This window comes from Streptomyces sp. NPDC042371 (genome assembly GCF_056437465.1).
On sequence record NZ_JBWKAP010000006.1, the window covers coordinates 182637 to 201973 of the forward strand.

A 19337-nucleotide genomic window follows, 5' to 3' on the forward strand; every position below is an offset into this window, starting at 1 on the left:
CAGGTTCTGGAACGGTCAGTGCAATACGTGGCGGGGCGCTGCAGGTTCCCAGTCCACGCCGAACGCCCGCCCCGGATTCACCGTCAGGATCTGCTCCACCAGCTCCTCGCCCACGGCGAGCCCGAGTCGGGGGCGCACCCGTCGCAGCAGGTGGGGCATGCCGGGGCCGCCGTGCACCGACTGCGCTCCCGCCGTCGTCGTGTCGCCGCCCAGGAGGAGGCGGTCGCCGAAGCCCGCGTCGGCCAGGGAGCGCATCGCGTCCGGCATGCGCCAGTCCGTGGCGTGATGGGTGCGGGAGGGGCCGTCGAGGGCCAGATAGGCGCCGGATTCGGCGGCCTGGAGGTGGCCTGTGAGGTCGGGGGAGCGGTTCAGATGGCCGAGGATGACGCTCTGCGGCGGCACCTCGCACTCGCCGCAGAGCAGGTCGAGTACGTCGAGCGCGCCGGTGCCTAGCTCCAGGTGGACGGCGATGGGCGCGCCCGTCGCGTGATGCGCCTCGGCCGCCGCCGTCATCGTCCAGCGTGCGTGCGCGTCGAGGCCGTGGAAGCCGCCCGCGACTTTGATGAGTCCGGCCCGTACGCCGGACTCGCCGATGCCCTCGGTGAGTTCACGGACGAAGAGGGCCGCGAGGCCGTCCATGCGGAGTCGGTCGAGCAACTCCTGCTGGTAGTGGACCGCTTGGTGCAACCCCGTAGCGGCGACGAGACGCACACCCGTCGACCTCGAAAGCTCCGGCAGCAGTCCGGCGTGCCGCCCCATCCCGTGCGGCGTCCACTGCACGACGCTCTGTCCGCCCACCTTGCGGAACGCCTCCAGTTCCCCCGCCGCGGCAGCGGGTGAATCCAGCTCCTGGCCCGGGAGTTGAGGGCTGCTGAGGAAGAGGTGGTCGTGGGCGTCGCAGACGCCGAGGTCCGCCGGGGCGATGTCCCCGAGAACGGTCCGGACCATGCGGGTGCCGCCCCCGGTCACCACTGCCGCCCCCGCCCCAGTTTCGCCCGCTCCGGCGCCGACACGTGCAGCACCTGGAAGACGTCGCCGACGCCCTGCGGCGCCTCGCTCTCCCAGAGCGAGAAGTGCACGGCCTCCCAGGTCCGCGGATCGACCGCGGTCAGCGCGCTCACCGCGCCGTCCCGCCGCGCTAGACGCCCGGCCTCCGCGGCGAGTTCGACCGCCGTCCCAGGGAGATGCATCGGTGCCGGAATGCGCTGTCGGCGGCGGATCGCCGTCCTCGGTACGGCTCCGGACGCGGGCCCCTCCTCGTACGCAAGGGCCGTCCAGTGCTCCACCACCGGCCGCCCGAAGTCCTCGGCGAGGCCTTGGAAGCCGGGTCCCCAGAGGAAGGAGTTCATGCCCTCGGCCGTGTTCCAGAGGTAGAACGGTGCGTACTGGTTCACGGGCGAGTCGTCCTTGCCGCGCTCGCGCATCAGGTACGCCTTGAAGCCGAGGCCGGGAAGTTCGTCCATCAGGTGGCCCTTCGACTCCACCCGGTGGCGGATGATGCCCATGTCGTAGTCGGCGGGCAGGGTGATCTCGTACTGCATCGCGTGCATCGCGTACTCCTGTGGCAGCAGGCTCAGTTGGGGTAGGTGCAGGCGTCGACCAGGTCGCCCCAGTCGACCGTGGTGCCGTCCGTCGTGGCCTCGACCACGGCCAGGTGCGTCATGAACGTGCGCGGCCCCGCGCCGTGCCAGTGCGACTCGCCGGGCTCGATCCAGACCGTGTCTCCGGCCCTGATCGGCTCGACCGGACCCCCTTCGCGCTGCACGAACCCCTCGCCCTCGGTCACGTGCAGGACCTGGCCGTGCGGATGGCGGTGCCACGCCGTGTGGCCGCCGGGGGCGAAGTGGACGCTGAACATGCGCAGGCGGGACGGGGCGTCGGGCGCGGCGATCTCGTCCAGCCAGACGGTGCCGGTGAAGTGCTCGGCGGGTCCCTGGCGGCTGTCGGGCCGGTTCCGGGTGATGTGCAACGTACGCATCCTCACTGAGTGGTGGTGTCGTCCGGGGTGCGGGCGGCGGTGAGCAGGGCGAGCAGGCCGCGTACCGCCGTGTCGAACGCGGCGGGCGACCCCGACGACCGGGCCAGGACATAGCCGCCCTGCACCGTCGCGACGACCGCCGACGCGATGTCCCGGGGATCGAACGCGGCCGCGAATTCGCCCTGGACGCACCCCTCTTCGACGATCCCGGCGATCCGGTCGCGCAGCCAGTCGAGGGTCTCGGTGACGGGTGCACGCAGCTCGTCGCTGGCGATGACGTCCGGGTCCATCGTGAGCCGCCCGACCGGGCAGCCCTTCAGCACGTCGCGTTCGCGCAGCAGATAGGACTCGATGCGCGCGTACGCCGATCCTTCGCCGCTCAGGACCGCCTCGGCGGTGGCGCGCATCTCCTCGGCGGTGCGCCGGATCGCGGCGAGCGCGAGGTCGGGCTTCCCTGCGAAGTGGTGGTACATGCTGCCCTGGCCCGCGCCCGCGTGCTGCTGGATGGCCTTGGGGCTCGTGCCGACGTACCCCCGCTCCCACAGCAGCTCGCGGGTGGACTCGATCAGGCGCTCCGGAGTGCTCATGAAGGCACTGTACATACTAGTAGGTACAGAGATCCAGTAGTCGGAGCAGTAGCTGGGGCAGCAGGCGGGCGTAGCGGCGGCCGCCGTGCGTACTCCCTCGGTGGTACGCACGGTGCCGCTGGCCGTACGACGACGCGGGGGCACCCCCGGGGCGAGTTTGGAGGCAGTACAGAAACCGCTTCGGAGGAGATGAGTTCAGATGCAGACCCTGGCGCACTGGGACGGCGGGCCCGGCCCGTGGATCCTGTTCTTCCCGCTGATCTGGGCGGCCGTCGTCATCGGCGCCGTCACCCTGCTCCGCCGCACCGTGTGGCGCGGCCGCCGCGGCCCGTTCCGGGGCGCGCTCGGCGCCGCCGGACCCACCGGGCACACCGGCGTCGAAGAGAACTCGCCCATCGCGGTGCTCGGCCGTCGGTTCGCCTCCGGTGAGATCGACGAGGACGAGTACTGGCGTCGGCTGACCGTCCTCAACGAGGAGTTCGGCCGTACCTCCAAGGGCGGTGCGGCATGAGCACCGCCACCGGACGGGTCACCAGGCCCGTGGGCGTCGGCGCCGCTCGCGTCGCCGACGCCGTGAAGGTCTACGGCAGCGGGGACACCGCCGTACGGGCCCTGGACGGGGTGAGCGTCGAGTTTCCTGCCGGACGCTTCACCGCGATCATGGGCCCGTCCGGGTCCGGCAAGTCCACCCTGATGCACTGCGCGGCGGGCCTGGACACCCTCACCTCGGGCGCCGCCTTCATCGGCGACACCGAGCTGGGGAAGCTGGACGACCGGCGCCTGACCCTGCTGCGGCGCGACCGCATCGGGTTCGTCTTCCAGGCCTTCAACCTGGTCCCGACGCTGACCGTCGCCGAGAACATCACCCTGCCCATGGACCTTGCCGGGGTCCGCGGCGACCGTGCATGGGCGGACGCCCTGATCGACGTCGTCGGGCTGCGCGACCGGCTGCACCACCGGCCCGCCGAACTCTCCGGCGGCCAGCAGCAACGCGTCGCCGTGGCACGGGCGTTCGCGGGCCGACCCGACGTCGTCTTCGCCGACGAACCGACCGGCAACCTCGACTCGCGCTCCGGCGAAGAGGTGCTCAACCTGCTCGGCAGGGCGGTGCACCAGATGGGCCGCACCGTCGTCATGGTCACCCACGACCCGGTGGCCGCCGCCCACGCCGACGAGGTCGTCTTCCTCGCCGACGGGCGCCTCGTGGACCGCATGGAGTCCCCGACGGCCGACCGGGTCCTGGACCGGATGAAGGCCTTCGACACGCGACCGCCCACGACGGGATCCGCGGCGCTATCCGACGCACACTCCGCCACGCACGCCGCCGCCACGCCCCACGCGCCCGGCGCCCGGCCCGTCAGGAAGGAGACGTCATCATGAGCTCCCCGAAGCCCCTGGGCTCCCTGAACGCCTCCGTCCGCCTCAGCATGTCGTCACTGCGCGGCCACAGGCGCCGTTTCGCCGGTACGTTCCTCGCCGTCATGCTCGGCGTCGCCTTCCTGGCGGGCACCCTCGTCATGGGCGACACCCTGCGCGCCAGCTTCGACACGATGTTCGGCAACGCCACGAGCGGCACCGACGCCGTCGTCCGCAGCGCCGACACCATCACCACCCCCGACGACACCCGGGGCACCCGCAGGCCGGTCGACACCGGCCTCGTGAAGACGATCGAGAAGAACGGGCAAGTGGCCGCCGCCGCGCCCGACATCGAGGGCGCGGGCCAGCTGCTCGGCAAGAACGGCGAACCCATCGGCGGCAAGGGCCCGCCCACCCTCGCGGGCAACTGGATCGACGACACCGAGCTGAACGCGTACCAACTCGCCGAGGGACGCGCCCCGTCCCGGCCCGGCGAGGTCGTGGTCAACCGCGGCGCCGCGGAGACCGGCGACCTGAAGATCGGCGACACGACGACGCTGCGCGCCCCCGACCCCGTGCAGGTGAAGATCGTGGGCCTCGCGACCTTCGGCGGCGAGGACGGCATGGCGCAGACCACCTTCACCGGCATGACACTGGCCGACGCCGAGAAGTACCTCACCCCGAAGCCCGGCGAAGCCTCGGCCATCCGGGTGCGGGCCGGACCCGGCGTGAGCGAGCAGGGGCTCGTCGACGCGCTGACTCCCGTACTGCCCAAGGGCGTTGAGGCCATCACCGGTGAGGCGTCGGCCGCGGAGAACACCGACAACATCTCCGGCCAGTTCCTCACCGTCTTCACCAGCTTCCTGCTGGTCTTCTCCGGAGTGGCCCTGCTGGTCGCCACCTTCAGCATCCACAACACCTTCGCCATCGTCGTCGCCCAGCGCACCCGCGAGAACGCGCTCCTTCGCGCGCTCGGCGCCTCGCGCCGACAGGTCACCGTCTCGACCCTCGTCGAGGCGAGCGCCGTCGCCGTCATCGCGTCGGCCGCGGGGCTGGCGGGCGGCATCGGCGTCGCGGCAGGACTGCAGGCGCTCTTCCCGGCCATCGGATTTCCCTTCCCTGAGGGCGACTTGGTGATCAGCGTGCTCTCCATGCTGCTGCCGCTCGCCGTCGGCGTCGTGGTCTGCCTGGGCTCCGCGCTGCTGCCCGCCGTACGGGCCGGGCGCACCGCTCCGCTCGCCGCGCTGCGCGAGACGGCCGTCGACCACTCCGGCGCCTCGCGTCGTCGTGCCGTCGCCGGCACCGGCCTCGCCCTGGCCGCCGTGGGCCTCGCCCTCACCGGGGTCCTGGTCGATCCCTCCATCTGGCTGGCGGGCGCGGGGGCGGTGCTGGCCCTCGTCTCCTTCGTGGTGCTCGGGCCCGTCGCCTCCTCGCGAGCGGTACGCGTCCTCGGCGGGCCCCTCGACCGGCTGCGCGGCGTCACCGGAGGCCTCGCCCGGCGCAACGCCCTGCGCAGCCCCAGGCGGACCGCGGCCACCGCGAGCGCGCTGATGATCGGCGTCGCCGTCGTCTCCCTCTTCACCGTCTTCGGCGCCTCGCTGAAGGCCACGATGGACCAGACCGTGAACCGTTCCTTCGCCGGAGACATCGCGGTCAGCACCCCCGCCTTCGGCGCGGGCGGCAGCGGGCTGAGCCCGAAGCTGGCCCCCGCGCTCGCGAAGCAGCCCGAGGTCGAGACCGCCGTCGGCCTCGGCAAGGGCGCCGCGGAGGTCAACGGTGAGGGCCGCGTCCTGACCGTCACCGACCCGGGGCCCTTCGCGAACTCCTTCGACCTCGGCGATGTCGACGGATCGCTGGGAGCGCTCGGCGACCGCGGCATCGCGATCACCAGGTCGGAGGCGGACAAGCAGGACCTGAAGGTCGGCTCCCGGGCCGGTCTTGCCTTCGCCGACGGCAAGAAGGAGACCTTCACGGTCCGTGCCGTCTTCGGCAGGTCGGAGCTCGCCGGTGACTACGTCATCAGCCGCGAGGCCTGGGCGCCGCACCGCATGCAGGACTCCGACAGCGTCGTCTCCGTCACGTTCAAGGACGGGGTGAGCCCGGCCGAAGGCAAGGCCGCGGTCGCCGCGACGGCGAAGGGCTACGGCAATCCGGATGTGCAGACCCGCTCCGAGTACGCGGAGGCCTCCGCGAGCGGCATCGACATGATGCTCACCCTCGTCTACGCCCTGCTCGCCCTCGCGGTGCTCATCGCCCTGCTCGGCATCGCCAACACGCTGACCCTCGCGATCCACGAACGCACCCGTGAGCTGGGCCTGTTGCGCGCGGTCGGCCAGACCAGGGCCCAACTGCGCGCCATGGTCCGCTGGGAGTCGGTGCTCGTCGCCGCCTTCGGCACGGCGGGCGGGCTCGTGCTGGGCGGCTTCCTCGGCTGGGTGCTCGTCAAGGCGTCGGACAGTACGACCGAGAGCGCCTTCGCGTTCGCCGTGCCACCGGTGCAGCTGGTGGTGGTCGCCCTGGTCGGGCTGGCGGCGGGCGCCTTGGCGGGCCTGCGTCCGGCTCGGCGGGCGGCGCGCCTCGATGTGCTGCGGGCCATCGCCACCGAGTGACGCCCGGGCGCCGGGCGACGCCCTCCCCGCCCGCGTACACGAAGGGACTTGCACGCAGGGGAGCGCACCCGGAACGGACGATCACCGCCCGGTCAGCCGACAACGGCCGACCGGGCGGGAGTCTTCTCTGCCGCCCCGTATACGGGATACGAGGACATGGCCACCGTGGGGGAGGGTGCGGGGAGCGTGAACCACACGACTTTTCCCGCGTCGCCCTGCGGGCGCACGCCCCAGCTCTCGCTCACCGCCGCGACCATCGCGAGCCCCCTGCCACAGGTGGCGAAGGGCTCCGCGTCATGAAGCTGGGGGAGGCGTGGATCGTGGTCGTGGACGGAGACCGTGAGGCGGTCGAGCAGCAGCTCGATCTCCACGGTGCACATCTTGTCCGGCTCGGCATGCCGGTGGACGTTGGTAAGAAGTTCCGTCACACCGAGGGCTGCCTGGTCTATCAATGGATCGAGATGCCAGTAGCGCAACTGCGCAGATACGATTCTGCGGACCTGGCCGATCCGCGACGGCAGGGCTTGCAGCTCTACCGTGCAATGCCTGCTTGGCTGGCTGATCACGGCTGCGACTCCCCGAATTGAGGTCCGGAAGAAGGCGACGATCGGATCCAGCAGGGGCCGCGGGGTCTGCCGCCTGCTGTGCGGCCGGCGGGGCTGGTTCGCAGCGTCATCGCCGGTAAACCCAGAGTGATGTGAGACCAGAGTGACTCAGGGGGTGCGGGCATGCAACTCGCGCGTCGCGTCGAGCGGCCCTGTCAGCTACTGGGAAGGCGGTGCTCCGTGGCGCTGCGCACCGCCTCGATGAACCTGCGCACCGTCGGCGGACCGGCTTCCCCGGGGCGTGGTTCGTGCTCGCCGAGCGTGAGCCGATAGCGGGTGCCGTTCACCTCGGCGAGAGCCCGGTCGTCCGATGCGAACCACGGCTTGCCCGTGCGCACCGCCTGCACCGGGGCACTGTCGATCTCCGTGCCGTAGCTGGTCAGCAACTCCAGCCTGCCGTCGGTGATGCGGACCTCGCCGGCCCGGGTGAGGGAGCGCAAGCGCCGCCCGATCCGCACACCCGTGGCCGTGAACTCCGGCTCCGCCATGGCACTCCGCCCCCTAGTGCGTTGTGGGTGAACCGCTCCGGGATGAGACAGCTGCCCCGTGCGGTGAAGTCTGCACGTCCCAGGCGTCGAGCACCAGTACGCATGGAGACGTCGGCCAGGGGCTTTTGTGACGCCCGCGACGGCGCGCCGTCAAGCTTTCCCCAAGGCTGTGACAGCTGCTCCTTTGAGGGTCTCAAAGGTGTGTTTATGCAGGTGAGGCCGGTGTTGGGGGTGTTTAAGATCGAGGTGTACGGCCGCGTCGAAATCGCGTCCGGCACGACGCGAAGGAGCCCCGCCGTGAGCACCCCACAGCAGTTTCGAGCCGACGAGCCCATGCCGACGCTCGACGTCGACCACAGCGACGAAACGTACCGGGCATGGCTCAAAGAGGCCGTCCGCAAGGTCCAGGCCGACGCCAACCGCTCGGCCGACACACACCTGCTGCGCTTCCCGCTGCCCGAGCACTGGGGCATCGACCTGTACCTCAAGGACGAGTCGACCCACCCGACCGGCAGCCTCAAGCACCGCCTCGCCCGCTCACTGTTCCTCTACGGCCTGTGCAACGGCTGGATCAGGCCAGACCGTCCGGTCATCGAGGCGTCCAGCGGGTCCACGGCCGTCTCCGAGGCGTACTTCGCGAAGCTGATCGGGGTGCCCTTCATCGCGGTGATGCCCCGCACGACCAGCGCGGAGAAGATCCGCCTCATCGAGTTCCACGGGGGCCGGTGCCACTTCGTGGACGACTCGCGCACGATGTACGCGGAGTCCGCTGCCCTCGCCGTCCAGACGGGCGGGCACTACATGGACCAGTTCACCTACGCGGAGCGCGCCACCGACTGGCGGGGCAACAACAACATCGCCGAGTCGATCTACCAGCAGCTGCGGCTGGAGCGCTACCCCGAACCCACCTGGATCGTCGCCACGGCGGGCACCGGCGGCACCTCGGCGACCATCGCGCGCTACGTCCACTACATGCAGCACGACACCCGCCTCTGCGTCGCCGACCCGGAGAACTCCTGTTTCTTCGACGGATGGACGAAGAACGACCCGGACGCGTCGAGCGACTGCGGCTCCCGCATCGAGGGCATCGGCAGGCCCCGCATGGAGCCGAGCTTCGTGCCCGGCGCCATCGACCGCATGATGAAGGTGCCGGACGCGGCGTCCGTGGCCGCCGTACGCGCCCTGGAGCAGGCCATCGGCCGCAAGGCGGGCGGCTCGACCGGCACGGGCCTGTGGAGCGCGCTGCGGATCGTCGCCGAGATGGTGGCCGCGGGGCGCACGGGCAGCGTCGTCACGCTGCTCTGCGACCCCGGTGACCGTTATCTGGACAAGTACTACTCGGACGCGTGGCTGGCCGAACAGGGCCTGGACATCGCGCCCTACGCGCAGGCGATCGACACCCTGCTGGCCACGGGGGCGTGGCCCGAGTAACCGGCTCGGGCGCGGCTGTGCCTCCCCGGCTGGTGGAAGTGGCTACGCCTTGGCCGAGGCGAGCCGCTTGTCCAAGGTCGTGACGGCGTCCCGGAACGCCCGGCCGAGGCCCGCGCGGCCGAGCTTCAGGGCGACGCGCAGCGGGGCGGGGCCGTCCACGGCGAACGTCCACTGGACACGGGTGCCGGTGCCGCCGCTGCCCGGGGAGAGCCGCCACTCCTCGACGAGGGCACGCAGGCCGGGCGCGTTCGTCTCGTCGATGCGGTAGGCGTACCGCTCAGGGCCCTCGGCCGCCAGGACCGACTCCTGGAAGCGCGTGCCGCCCTTGAGCCGGACCTCGCGGCCCGCGCCGCCCCCGGTCGGCCGGCACAGGGTCACCGCGGTGAACCACTGGGGCCAGCCGGTCACGTCGTCGGCCAGGGCGCGGTACACCGCATCGGGAGGTGAGCCGATCTCACGGGCGAAGACCAGACGCACCGGAGCGGTCTGAACGAAGTCGAGCCCAACAGGGCTCAGTCGGCGTGCCATTGAACGCTGCCCCCCAGCGGAACGGGACGGTTGACCGGGCACCGTCACCATAGCTGGCGGTCCGTCAGATGTCTGCGCGGGCACCGGAGTCGTCGACGTCCACGGCGTCGTCGTCAGCAGCCGCCACGCCGTCGCCCTCATGGGGCGTCGCGAGCTCGCCCGTCACCACGATCCGGTTCACATGCTCGGAGATCTCCACACGCGCCTCCGCCGCAAGCCCCCCGTCCGTCACCAGCGTGTCGACCTGCGAGAGCGAGGCGAACGAACTCAGGCCCACCGTCCCCCACTTGGTGTGGTCCGCGACGACCACCACGCGCCGCGCCGACTGCACCAGGCGCCGATTGGTCTCCGCCTCGGCCAGGTTCGGCGTCGAAAGACCGGCCTCCAGCGATATGCCGTGCACACCGAGGAAGAGCACGTCGAAGTGGAGCGCCCTGATCGCCTGGTCCGCGACGGGACCGACCAGCGAGTCCGACGGGGTCCGCACGCCGCCGGTCAGCACCACCGTCGCCGCGCCCTGCCGCTGACCCGAGGTGCGCTGCGCGGAGTGGAAGACGTCCGCAACCCGCACCGAGTTCGTCACCACCGTCAGGTCCGGCACGTCCAGGAGGTGGTGTGCCAGCGCATACGTCGTCGTACCACCGGACAGGGCGATCGCCGTGCCGGGGGCCACCAGGGACGCCGCGGTCCGCGCGATGTCCTCCTTGGCCGTCAGCTCCAGGCCCGACTTGGCCTCGAACCCCGGCTCGTGCGTGCTCGCCTCCATCACCGGGACCGCGCCGCCGTGCACCTTCTCCAGCACGCCCTGGCGGGCCAGCGCGTCGAGATCGCGGCGGACCGTCATGTCGGACACCCCGAGCTTGCGGGTGAGTTCGTTGACCCGGACGCCGCCGCGGCGGCGCACCTCGTCCAGGATCAGGGCGCGGCGCTGCTCGGCCAGGAGGTTCTGATTGTCGCTCACGCCCGGTCCGGCCCTTCTGCCCCGTCATGCCCGGCGCGCCCGCCCGGCGCGCTGCCTCATCCTCGCACGGGCCACCGACAGCCGTGCCACCGACCGGGTGAGCCGCCCGCGGCTGGGAACAATCAGGAGGGGGAGATTGCGTGACGAGGGGTGCGCAGGGGGCCCCGAGTCGAGATCCTTGTCCCCTCACCAGGCGCATCTCGGGGGAAGCGGAACAGTGGAGCGTGCCAAGCAGGACGAGACGGCCCTCGAACTCCTGGTCCACGGAGTCGGGGGGACCACACCGGAAGAGATGCTGGGCGACCCGCGCACCGTGCGGGTCTCCGGCGACGACACGGCGGCGGTGTTCCGCCGCACCGAGGACGCCGACGCGGAGCGGCGCCCCGACGACTACCGCGGCAAACCGGTGCCCGAGGCGTACGTCTGGTGCAATCTGACCTCCGGCAACGGCTCCCGGGCCCTGTGGCTCCTGCTGCTGCCCTTCATGGTGGTCAACCTCGCCCACTGGATGCGGCCCACCTCCCGCCACCGCAAACGACTCGTGCGTACGTACGGCCTGCTGGTGCGGCTCGTCGGGCTCACCCTCACCGTGCTGCTCGTCGCCGCCGCCTGCGAGATCGCGCTCGACCTCACCGCCTGGCAGTGCGCGGGCACCCCCGAGTGCGCAGGCGACCGCGCCTGGCTCGGCTTCCTCGCCACCGACGGCTCCGGCAACGGCGGCTGGTGGTCCCAGCCCGGCCGCCGCCTCGCCCTCGCCGCGCTCCTGCCCGTCGCCCTGACCGGCCTCCTCTGGTACCTGTCCCACCGAACGTGGAGCGCGTACGAATCCCAGCAGCCGCTGCCCCAGCAGCCCGATCCGGAGGAGGAGACCAGCCGCACCGCACTCGGCAGGCCCGGGTTCTGGTACGGACGCAGGCTGGTGGCCCGGCTGCGCGCCGCCCACACGGCGGCGGGCCTGCTCACCGTCGCCGCGGCCGTCGGCACCTCGGCGGCGCGGTACGACCGGCGTCCCAGCGGCCCAGGACCGCTCGACTTGATCGGCTGGGCACTCGACGCGACGCTCGTGCTGGGCGGGGCAGTCGTGGTGTGGGTGGTCTGCCGCAGGGGGCGTTCGGAGAACAGGCTGGACAAGGCGCTGGACAAGACGCTGGTCCGCTGGCTGCCGCTGGGCGCGCTCGTCCTGCTCGCCCTCGTCCTGCTGTACGCGGGCTGGTCGCGCCCCGGCTGGCGCTCAGAGGGCAGGCTGCCGGGCGACGCGACGTTCGGCGGCATCGCGCTCGTCCAGGGCCTCCTGATCCTCTGCCTCGCGGTGATCGCCCACCTGCTCTACCGAACCTCTCCCGACACCCGCACCGCCATCCGCGGCTTCGGCGGTCCCGCCGTCGCCATGCTGTCCTGCGCCCTCGGCGGCGTCATGACCGGCGGCGGGGCGCAGCGCGTCTCGGACTGGCTGGACGGCACCCAGGGCTCGATCGACGGGCCCGCCCTGGTGCTCACCTGGCAGGCCTCGGTAATCCCGCCGCTCCTCGTGGTCGTCGCGGTGCTGTGCGGCTGGTTCGGCTTCCGCACGGTCCAGCGCAAGCGCAGGGAGATGGCGCGGATGGCGGTGGACTATCCCGACGAGCGCAAGGACTCCACCCGCACCCGCCGCATCGCGGGCACCCGCGCGCGTGCCGCCCTCACCGACCGCGCGCCCCTGCTCGTCGGCATCATCTCGACCGTGACACTGCTCCTCGGCGCCGCCGCGCTCACGGGCGCATGGATGTCGAACGAGGTGCCGGGGCAGGCCGCGGACGGCATGCCCGACGTCCTGGAGGGAGCGGCGCAGACCTCCCAGGCGCTCGGCTCCTGGCTGATCGGCTTCGGCTTCATACTCTTCGTCACCTGGGGCCGCCGCGCCTACAAGGACCCCTCGGCCCGCCGCACCATCGGCATCCTCTGGGACGTCGGCACCTTCTGGCCGCGCGCCGCCCACCCCTTCGCCCCGCCCTGCTACGCCGAGCGCGCGGTGCCCGACCTGACCTGGCGGATGGCCAGTTGGACGCGGGCCACCAGCGCCACCGGCGGTCGGCTCGTCCTCTCCGGACACTCCCAGGGCAGTGTCCTCGCGGCGGCCGCCGCCTGGCAGCTGCGTCCTTCGGTCCGCAGGCGCGTCGCCCTGCTCACCTACGGCTCGCCCCTGGAGCGGCTGTACGGCAGGTGGTTCCCGGCCCACTTCGGCCCGGCGGCCCTGACCTCCCTGCACCGCGAGGTCGACTGCTGGCGCAACCTGTACCGCACCACCGACCCGATCGGCGGCCCCATCCAGCTGCACGGCGACTGCGGCCCGCAGGTCGACCGCGCCGCCCTCAAGGACCCCCTCGCCTACGGCCGCACCGAGGAACACCCGCTGCCCGCACCGATCCTCGGCCACGGCGACTACCAGGCGGACCCCGCGTTCGCGGAGGAACGGGCGCGGCTCCTGGCCCGCCTCAAGCCGGACGTACCGGCGCCGAGGCCCTCGGCGTTCCCGGCAAAGGCCCCGGCGTCCGCCGCGGCGGAAGACGTCACACCGGCTCCGGCAGATCCTCCGGATACAGCAGCGTGAGGTCGTCCGTGCTCGGCTCGCCGAACTGGGCGACCCGGCCCGCGTGCCGCTCCACCATCGCCTCGAAGGTCTGACGCGCGGTACGGCCGTTGCCGAACGCGGGACCCTTGGGGAGCACCGTGAAGTACTTGAGCAGCGCCTCGGACGTGCCCGTGCCCAGGCGGTACTCGTGCTCGTCGGCCTGTTGCTCCACGATCCGCAGCAGCTCCTCGGGCGCGTAGTCGCTGAAGGTGATGGTCCGTGAGAAGCGGGACGCCACTCCGGGGTTCACGGAGAGGAACCGCTTCATCTCCGCGGTGTATCCCGCGACGATCACCACGACGGCCTCGCGATGGTCCTCCATCAGCTTCACCAGCGTGTCGATGGCCTCGCGGCCGAAGTCGCGCCCGGAGTCCTCGGGCGAGAGCGCGTACGCCTCGTCGATGAACAGCACGCCGCCGCGCGCCCGGTCGAAGGCCTCCTGGGTGCGGATCGCCGTCGAGCCGATGTGCTCGCCGACCAGGTCGACGCGGGACACCTCGACGAGGTGGCCGCTCTCCAGGACACCCAGCGAGGCGAGGATCTCTCCGTAGAGACGGGCGACCGTCGTCTTGCCGGTGCCGGGGGAGCCGGTGAAGACCAGGTGACGGCGGACGGAGGCGGCCTTGAGACCGGCCTGCTGCCTGCGGCGGCCCACCTCGATCATGTCGGTGAGGGCGCGCACCTCGCGCTTGACGCTGTCCAGGCCGACCAGGGCGTCGAGTTCACCGAGGACCTCCGTGGAGGCCCGGGAGCTCTTCTCCTCGGCGGGGGGCGCCGTCGGCTGCTGGGTCTGCTGGGCGGGCAGGGCGCCGAGCAGGCCCACGGTCTGGGTGGCCGTCTGCACGGTGGGTGCCGACTGTGCCGGTGCCCCGGGGGAGCGCAGGCCGCCGCTCTCGTCGCTCGCGCAGTCCTCGACGAGCGGGCCCTCCTCCGCGAACTCGAAGCCGCCGCGCGCGCACCGCTCGGTGCGGCACTTCTTCAGCGTCGTACGACAGCCGTCTATGACGTGGAAGCCATAGCCGCCGCTGTCGCTGACCCGGCAGCCGTGGAAGCTGCCGCGGCCGCCCGCCGACACATAGAAACCGGCCTCGGCGGGTGCCGTGACCGTGCAGCGCTCGATGGTCGGGTCCGCGCCCTTGGTGACGATCACACCCGTCTGGACGTTGTCGACCGTGCAGTTGGCGAGGGTGCCGCCGCTGCCGTGATCGCGGAACCAGGCGCCCGTCGCGGCCTCGCGGATGCGGCAGTCGTCGAGCTGCGCGGTCGCACCGTCGCTCACCGACACCGCGGTGTTGCGCACTTGGGAGAGGTCGCTGTCGACGACGTCGGTGCGCGAGCCGCGGTCCAGGACGAACAGCGCGTCCGGCACGTCGTGCACCCGGCACGACTCCAGGACGGCCGTCGCGCCGTCGCTGACCCAGACCGCCGGATAGTCGCCGGTGCTGTCGTGGATCTCGCACTGGTTGGCGTCTACGCGTGTGCCCGGGTCCCAGACCGACAGGCCGTTGCGCCCGAACCGGCTCACCGTGGACCGGGTGAGGGTGAGCACGGAGCGCGAGCGCAGATCGATCGCGTTCTCCGGGATGTCGTGGATGCGGCAGTCGGCCAAAGTGAGCACGGCGTCCGTGTCGAGCGTGATGCCGTCGGAGGTGGTGCGGTGCACGTCGCAGTCGGTCAGGTGCGCCGCGGCCCGCCCGGTGACCTGCACGCCCGAGCCCTTGACCTCGTACACCTCGCAGCCGATCGCCTCAAGACCCGTGTGCTCCCCGGTCACCGAGAGGCCCGCGCCCGAGGCGTGGTGCACCCGGCACCGCTCCAGACGGGGGTGGGCGCCCCCGCGCACCGCGACGCCGGACTGGCCCGCCGCGACGATCTCGCACTCCTCGAAGACACCGCCGCCGCCGTCGAGCACCGCGATGCCGATGCCGCCGGGGTTGTCGACGGTGCAGCGGCGCACCGTCGGACGCGCCCCGCCGCGCACTTCGAGCCCGGCCGCGGACCGGGTGACCACCCGGATGCCGATGAGCTCCGGTGCCCCCTCCTCGACGAGCAGCGCGGGCGCGGACGAGTCCTGGCCCTCGACGTGCAGGTCCTGTATGACCGCGGAGGCGCGGACGGTCAGCGGCACCCCGTCGGACGGCGCGATGCGCACCGAGCCGGGGGAGCTCTCGGGGCCGCGCAGCGTCACCGCGCGCTGGACGACGAGGTTCTCGCGGTACGTGCCGGCGGCGACGGTCAGTACGTCCCCGTCGCTCGCGGCCTCCAAGGCAGCGGCGAGCGATGCGTACTCGCCGGTGCGGCGCCGCCACCGCGACGTGCCGGTGTGCGTCACCTGGACCGTGCCCTGTGCCATGGAGTTGCTCTGCCCCCACCTTGTCGTACGCGGGACCTTGCGGCGTTGTGGTGTGTCACTGCATGTCGTGGCACTGCGCAAGGAGCCGAGGAGTTCGGCCGGTCCACCGTAGCGCGCGCGAGCAGGCGGAGTTGACCCGATCGCCGGGGTGGGTCCGTCAGGAGCCGGTGCCGGTCCGCCCCCAGTCGGGTCCGGCCTTCTCCCACGCCCGGTCAAGCCGTGCGTGACGCGCGCGCACCATGCGCCAGAGGATCAGCCTGCGGGTGCCCTCGATGAGCCCCGCGCTCGCCGTGGCGGCGCCGAATCCGGCAAGCACCGCGTGGGTCGTCGCCGTGGCGCCGTCCAGCGGGCGGCCGACGACGCGGCCGTGCTCGTCCGTCCAGAGCCTGAAGTGGTCGCCGGGGTCGGGGGATTTGAGGTCGGACAGCACCACGCCGTAGTGATCGGTGTGGTCCGGGGCCTGCCAGCGGGCCAGGACGCGGCTGTGCGCGTCGCGTGCCGATGAGGTCTCGGGGTCGGGGTCGATCGGGGACGAGCCGACCTTGCGCAGGACGGTGCCGGTGATCGCGTGGCGGTCCTCGTGCTGCTGGTGCACCGAGGCGAGGAGGGCGTCCCGCGACAGGCTCGCGGTGAACGCTCCGACGACCGGGACGCCGACGATGATCAGCAGCAGGGCGGCCAGGGCCAGCCAGGCCTCGACCAGGTCGGTGCCACGGCGCAGCGGATTGCGCCGCCACCGCCACAGGCCGACGATTGCTCGCACTGCCCTGCACCCCCTTCCGCGTCCGTCCTAACCGGAAACGGCACGGCCTACGTGCGAGTGGCGAGAAGAGAGAGCGAAATCACTCTCTGCAGCCGCCTCCCTCCGCTGCGCTTCATGCCCACGATCCCAACGTCCGTGCCCCGGCGTCGAGTTCCCATTCGGGCAGCGGTCATTCGAGGATCGTGAACGCGTCACCGACGCGGATCTTTCCGGTGGATTCAGGCACCAGATTCTGCCCGAAGACGAGTTGGTCGCCGAAGCGGCGGTGCCGGGCCAGTGTCCGCAGGGGCTCCTTGCCGCGCTCCGCGGTGTGCTGGTCGGTGGTCGTCACGACGCAGCGCCCGCACTTCTTGACGACGCGGAAGGTGGCGTCGCCGATGGCGACGCGCCGCCAGTCGTCCTCGGCCCAGGGCGGGGTGCCCGCCACGACGACATTGGGCCGGAAGCGGTTCATGGGCAGCGGGCCCTCGTCGGAGTGGTCGCCCTGGGCGATGAGGGAGTTGAGCGCGTCGAGTGAGGAGAGGGCGGTGAGCAGCAGCGGAAAGCCGTCCGCGAAGCCGACCGTCTCCCCGGCCCTGCCGTACGCCGGGTCCACGGGGCGGCGGGTCGCCGGGTCGTCGAGGTGGACGAGCCGGACGTCCGTGTCCAGGTGGGCGCTGAACCAGGCGTGCGCCGCGTCCTCGGCGGGCACCGCCTCGATCTTGTCGCGCCAGATCTCCACCGGCACGGTCCTGCCGGGCTCGGGCACGCCGACGGTGAGGGCCTCGCGGCCGGGCGCGGACACACGGATGCCGCCGCCGGGCTGTGGCTCGGCGGCGACCAACGCCATGCGCGGATGCGGTCGTTGCGACACGAACCGTCCGTCGCCGTCGACCAGCATCCATCGACGGTCACCCGCGGGCCCCCAGGGCTCGACGACGGCCTCACGCGGAGCGTGCCCCCTGGCCGCCTTGAGCGGGTGAACGTGGATGGACCTCAGTGCTGGGTACGGCATGCGGCCATCCTGCCAGCAGCCGCTGACAGCGGACGGCCGCCGACGATCAGTACCCGCGGTAGGGGCGGTTGTACGGATCCTCGTACGACGCGGGGGCCGGGCGGGGCGCCGCGGGGCGCATCGCCTCGTACCCCGTGCCGGGGGCGGGCCGCTGGGGCTGGGCTCCCGGATAGCCGCGCGGTCCCGCGGTCTGCTGCGGGATGTACGGCGCGGGCGCCTGCTGCAGCGGTGCGTGCTGCTGGGCCTGCTGGTAGCCGTACGCCTGGTTGGGATGGGAAGGGGCGGCCGGCAGCGCGGGCAGTGCGGGCGGCAGCGCGGGCAGGTGACTGCCCGTGTCGTACGCGGAGGGGACCCGGATCGGGGCGATCTGAGGAGTGCCCCGCTCTGCAACGAGGGAGTCGTAGATCGGAGTGTCCGGGAAGGACGGCGCGGAGTAGTAACCGCCGCCATAGGTGGAGCGGGGGGAGGTCATGCTCCATAAGTTAAGCCCTTGATGTGCTGGTTGGGGAGACCGATAAGAGGGTTGTTTTACGTGTCGGCTGTGACTGTGGATCCCCAATGCGAGCGAACTTGGGAAAATCGGTCGCCGAACGATGTTCGGATCGTGTAAAGGCCGAGCTCCTGAGGGGTTACCTGGGGTTGGCCGTGGGGCCCGCGCGACACGGTCGTGGGCCTCCGCATGGTCCGGGTAATAGGTTGGTCATGAACGGAAACGGCGGGCCCAGCCGGATGGCGACTTACGATGGGGGCGGACATGACAATGTCTAAAGGATCGAATGTTCCCGTACCGGCACCCGCGGTACGGATCGAATTGGGCTGGGGTTCCGGAGCCGGAGTGCCGGACGCCGACGCGTCCGCGCTGTTGCTGTCACCTTCCGGAAAGGTGCGCTCGGACGCCGACTTCGTCTTTTACAACCAGCCCGGGCACTCCTCCGGCGCGGTGCGCCACGAGGGCAAGCAGCGCTCCGGCAACGGCGTGAGCGACGTGCTGAGCGTCGACCTCGCGCGCGTGGAGCCCGGGATCGAGTCCGTGGTGCTCGCCGCGTCGGCCGACGGCGGCACTTTCGGCCAGGTCCCCGGCCTGTACATCCGCGTCCTCGACGCGGCGAGCGGCGCCGAGATCGCGCGCTACGACAGCGCGGACGCGACCGTGGAGACCGCCTTCGTCCTCGGCGAGCTCTACCGTCGGCAGGGTGCCTGGAAGTTCCGCGCCGTCGGCCAGGGGTACGGCAGCGGCCTCGAAGGGCTCGCCACGGACTACGGCATTTCGGTGGACGAGCCGCAGCAGGCCGCCCCCGCTCCGGCGGCCCCGCCCGCGCCCGTCGCCGCGCCTCCCGCTCCCGCGGCGCCTCCGGCCCCTCCCGCGGCCCCTCCCGCCCCGGTCACCCAGCCCCCGGCCGCCCCCGCGCCGCCGCCCGCCGCGGCCCCCGCGCCCGTGCGCCTGACCAAGGTCACGCTGACGAAGGACGCGCCGTCCGTCTCCCTGACGAAGCAGGGCGGCACCTCGGGCGGCATGCGCGTGAACCTCAACTGGGAGGTGCGCAAGCAGTTCAAGGGCTGGGGCGCCAAGCTCGGCAGGGCCGTCGCCATGCACGCCGACCTCGACCTCGACCTCTGCGCCCTCTACGAACTCACCGACGGCCGCAAGGGAGTCGTCCAGGCGCTCGGCAACGCCTTCGGTTCGCTGAACCAGCCGCCGTACATCCTGCTCGACGGCGACGACCGCACCGGCGCCGTCGCCACCGGTGAGAACCTCACCATCAACCTCGACCACATCAAGGACTTCCGGCGCATCGTCATCTTCGTGACCATCTACGAAGGCGCGCGCAGCTTCGCCGACCTGAATGCCACGGTCACCCTCCAGCCGCAGCACGGCGCCCCCGTCGACTTCTCCCTCGACGAGTGCACGGTCCCCTCGACCGTCTGTGCGCTGGCCCTGATCACCAACAACGGCGGCGACCTCGTCGTCCAGCGGGAGGCCCGCTATCTGGTGCCGGACCGCGGCGTGAGCCCGCAGCGCACCATGGACCACACCTACGGGTGGGGCATGAACTGGACGCCCGGCAGGAAGTAGCA

Annotated in this window: 18 protein-coding genes; 6 read left to right on the forward strand and 12 right to left on the reverse strand. The window is 71.9% G+C overall.

The genetic code is table 11. From position 1 onward, the window contains the following. Nucleotides 1-15 precede the first annotated feature (15 nt). From AC068B_RS19875 to AC068B_RS19890, 4 genes are read right to left on the reverse strand one after another with little or no spacing between them, the layout of a single operon-like run. Nucleotides 16-948 (reverse strand): phosphotriesterase family protein, encoded by a 933-nt coding sequence (locus AC068B_RS19875; protein WP_478672909.1) that lies wholly within the window; start codon nucleotides 946-948, stop codon nucleotides 16-18. A 17-nt stretch (nucleotides 949-965) separates the two neighbouring features. Beyond that, nucleotides 966-1550, reverse strand: a complete 585-nt coding sequence (locus AC068B_RS19880; protein WP_478672911.1) for a DUF4865 family protein — start codon at nucleotides 1548-1550, stop codon at nucleotides 966-968. Nucleotides 1551-1573: 23 nt separating this feature from the next. Further along, nucleotides 1574-1969 (reverse strand): (R)-mandelonitrile lyase, encoded by a 396-nt coding sequence (locus AC068B_RS19885; RefSeq protein WP_478672912.1) that lies wholly within the window; start codon nucleotides 1967-1969, stop codon nucleotides 1574-1576. 11 nt (nucleotides 1970-1980) lie between these two features. Next, complete coding sequence (locus AC068B_RS19890; RefSeq protein WP_478672913.1) at nucleotides 1981-2580, reverse strand: TetR/AcrR family transcriptional regulator; 600 nt, start codon at nucleotides 2578-2580, stop codon at nucleotides 1981-1983. Between the two features lie 184 nt (nucleotides 2581-2764). Here AC068B_RS19890 and AC068B_RS19895 point away from each other — a divergent pair, with 184 nt between their 5' ends. Genes AC068B_RS19895 through AC068B_RS19905 form a run of 3 tightly spaced genes read left to right on the forward strand, consistent with a single transcriptional unit; the run spans nucleotide 2765 to nucleotide 6530 of the window. Next, entirely contained in the window at nucleotides 2765-3076 is a 312-nt protein-coding gene (locus tag AC068B_RS19895; RefSeq protein WP_468561497.1) for an SHOCT domain-containing protein, read from the forward strand. Then, the gene (locus AC068B_RS19900; protein ID WP_478672915.1) at nucleotides 3073-3945 is read left to right on the forward strand and encodes an ABC transporter ATP-binding protein; all 873 of its coding nucleotides are present in this window, start codon (nucleotides 3073-3075) and stop codon (nucleotides 3943-3945) included. The genes AC068B_RS19895 and AC068B_RS19900 overlap by 4 nt, the downstream gene beginning before the upstream one ends. Before the next feature lie 23 nt (nucleotides 3946-3968). Beyond that, entirely contained in the window at nucleotides 3969-6530 is a 2562-nt protein-coding gene (locus AC068B_RS19905) for an ABC transporter permease (RefSeq protein WP_478673282.1), read from the forward strand. 92 nt (nucleotides 6531-6622) lie between these two features. Here the strand turns inward: AC068B_RS19905 and AC068B_RS19910 are convergent, their stop codons facing one another. Then, on the reverse strand, nucleotides 6623-7096 hold the full coding sequence (locus tag AC068B_RS19910; RefSeq protein ID WP_478672916.1) for an ATP-binding protein: 474 nt from the start codon (nucleotides 7094-7096) through the stop codon (nucleotides 6623-6625). Between the two features lie 194 nt (nucleotides 7097-7290). Beyond that, nucleotides 7291-7623 (reverse strand): hypothetical protein, encoded by a 333-nt coding sequence (locus AC068B_RS19915; protein WP_478672917.1) that lies wholly within the window; start codon nucleotides 7621-7623, stop codon nucleotides 7291-7293. 333 nt (nucleotides 7624-7956) lie between these two features. Between AC068B_RS19915 and cds1 the strand changes: the two genes are divergently transcribed. Beyond that, the gene (gene cds1, locus AC068B_RS19920; RefSeq protein WP_478673283.1) at nucleotides 7957-9054 is read left to right on the forward strand and encodes an L-cysteine desulfhydrase Cds1; all 1098 of its coding nucleotides are present in this window, start codon (nucleotides 7957-7959) and stop codon (nucleotides 9052-9054) included. Between the two features lie 42 nt (nucleotides 9055-9096). On the opposite strand, the gene AC068B_RS19925 is transcribed toward cds1, so the two are convergent. Beyond that, on the reverse strand, nucleotides 9097-9582 hold the full coding sequence (locus AC068B_RS19925; protein ID WP_478672918.1) for an SRPBCC family protein: 486 nt from the start codon (nucleotides 9580-9582) through the stop codon (nucleotides 9097-9099). 64 nt (nucleotides 9583-9646) lie between these two features. Beyond that, nucleotides 9647-10543 (reverse strand): DeoR/GlpR family DNA-binding transcription regulator, encoded by an 897-nt coding sequence (locus AC068B_RS19930; RefSeq protein WP_356253829.1) that lies wholly within the window; start codon nucleotides 10541-10543, stop codon nucleotides 9647-9649. Between the two features lie 217 nt (nucleotides 10544-10760). Between AC068B_RS19930 and AC068B_RS19935 the strand changes: the two genes are divergently transcribed. Further along, nucleotides 10761-13130: a hypothetical protein gene (locus AC068B_RS19935; RefSeq protein ID WP_478672920.1), complete on the forward strand. Its 2370-nt coding sequence runs from the start codon at nucleotides 10761-10763 to the stop codon at nucleotides 13128-13130. Here AC068B_RS19935 and AC068B_RS19940 read toward each other — a convergent pair. The 4 genes from AC068B_RS19940 to AC068B_RS19955 all read right to left on the reverse strand — a co-directional run bounded on the left by AC068B_RS19940 (nucleotide 13090) and on the right by AC068B_RS19955 (nucleotide 17733). Beyond that, entirely contained in the window at nucleotides 13090-15504 is a 2415-nt protein-coding gene (locus AC068B_RS19940; RefSeq protein WP_478672921.1) for a right-handed parallel beta-helix repeat-containing protein, read from the reverse strand. The genes AC068B_RS19935 and AC068B_RS19940 overlap by 41 nt on opposite strands. Before the next feature lie 157 nt (nucleotides 15505-15661). Then, the gene (locus AC068B_RS19945; RefSeq protein ID WP_478672922.1) at nucleotides 15662-16267 is read right to left on the reverse strand and encodes an Rv1733c family protein; all 606 of its coding nucleotides are present in this window, start codon (nucleotides 16265-16267) and stop codon (nucleotides 15662-15664) included. Nucleotides 16268-16436: 169 nt separating this feature from the next. Then, nucleotides 16437-17261, reverse strand: a complete 825-nt coding sequence (locus tag AC068B_RS19950) for an MOSC domain-containing protein (protein ID WP_478672924.1) — start codon at nucleotides 17259-17261, stop codon at nucleotides 16437-16439. Between the two features lie 46 nt (nucleotides 17262-17307). Continuing rightward, nucleotides 17308-17733, reverse strand: coding sequence for a DUF6643 family protein (locus AC068B_RS19955; protein WP_356253817.1), 426 nt, complete (start codon nucleotides 17731-17733; stop codon nucleotides 17308-17310). 270 nt (nucleotides 17734-18003) lie between these two features. Between AC068B_RS19955 and AC068B_RS19960 the strand changes: the two genes are divergently transcribed. After that, nucleotides 18004-19335, forward strand: coding sequence for a TerD family protein (locus AC068B_RS19960; protein WP_478672925.1), 1332 nt, complete (start codon nucleotides 18004-18006; stop codon nucleotides 19333-19335). Nucleotides 19336-19337 lie beyond the last annotated feature (2 nt).

What these genes read in the sequence shown, in the direction of transcription:
- AC068B_RS19875 (WP_478672909.1), bottom strand. Translation starts at nt 948, where the DNA reads ATGGTCCGGACCGTTCTCGGGGACATCGCCCCGGCGGACCTCGGCGTC.
- AC068B_RS19880 (WP_478672911.1), bottom strand. Translation starts at nt 1,550, where the DNA reads ATGCACGCGATGCAGTACGAGATCACCCTGCCCGCCGACTACGACATG.
- AC068B_RS19890 (WP_478672913.1), bottom strand. Translation starts at nt 2,580, where the DNA reads ATGTACAGTGCCTTCATGAGCACTCCGGAGCGCCTGATCGAGTCCACC.
- AC068B_RS19895 (WP_468561497.1), top strand. Translation starts at nt 2,765, where the DNA reads ATGCAGACCCTGGCGCACTGGGACGGCGGGCCCGGCCCGTGGATCCTG.
- AC068B_RS19900 (WP_478672915.1), top strand. Translation starts at nt 3,073, where the DNA reads ATGAGCACCGCCACCGGACGGGTCACCAGGCCCGTGGGCGTCGGCGCC.
- AC068B_RS19915 (WP_478672917.1), bottom strand. Translation starts at nt 7,623, where the DNA reads ATGGCGGAGCCGGAGTTCACGGCCACGGGTGTGCGGATCGGGCGGCGC.
- cds1 (WP_478673283.1), top strand. Translation starts at nt 7,957, where the DNA reads ATGCCGACGCTCGACGTCGACCACAGCGACGAAACGTACCGGGCATGG.
- AC068B_RS19925 (WP_478672918.1), bottom strand. Translation starts at nt 9,582, where the DNA reads ATGGCACGCCGACTGAGCCCTGTTGGGCTCGACTTCGTTCAGACCGCT.
- AC068B_RS19940 (WP_478672921.1), bottom strand. Translation starts at nt 15,504, where the DNA reads ATGGCACAGGGCACGGTCCAGGTGACGCACACCGGCACGTCGCGGTGG.
- AC068B_RS19950 (WP_478672924.1), bottom strand. Translation starts at nt 17,261, where the DNA reads ATGCCGTACCCAGCACTGAGGTCCATCCACGTTCACCCGCTCAAGGCG.
- AC068B_RS19955 (WP_356253817.1), bottom strand. Translation starts at nt 17,733, where the DNA reads ATGACCTCCCCCCGCTCCACCTATGGCGGCGGTTACTACTCCGCGCCG.
- AC068B_RS19960 (WP_478672925.1), top strand. Translation starts at nt 18,004, where the DNA reads ATGGGGGCGGACATGACAATGTCTAAAGGATCGAATGTTCCCGTACCG.